Raw genomic sequence first — 290 nt, forward strand, 5'->3', positions numbered from 1 at the left:
GGAATGGGTTCCTATTTTGTCAGGAGATGGGGCGGTTTGCTCGGGATCAGGGAGAGCCGCATTGGGCAGACGGAAGGGCCGCTATGACAGATTGTTCCGGTCGGACGCGGAGGCGATCATTCGCGACGCGCTGGAGCTGCGCCAGACCGTGCTGGCGGCGCAGCTCAACCTCAAAGCCAATGGCGAAATATACTGGCGGCTCAACGGCTTGGTGGAGAAGCTGCATGAGGTGATGGGCGCGGTTGCCGGAAGGGAGCCCGACTTCCGCGCTGCCTGGCTCGGCCTGTTGC

General features: G+C 63.1%; 1 protein-coding gene. It reads left to right on the forward strand.

The window, feature by feature from the left end; all coding sequences use genetic code 11:
• Positions 1-61: 61 nt before the first annotated feature.
• A partial coding sequence (locus EN845_RS34835) for a hypothetical protein (RefSeq protein ID WP_135931341.1) occupies positions 62-290 on the forward strand: 229 nt, incomplete at its 3' end.

The sequence above is a fragment of the Mesorhizobium sp. M8A.F.Ca.ET.202.01.1.1 genome (assembly GCF_004791595.1).
Classification (GTDB): Bacteria; Pseudomonadota; Alphaproteobacteria; order Rhizobiales; family Rhizobiaceae; genus Mesorhizobium.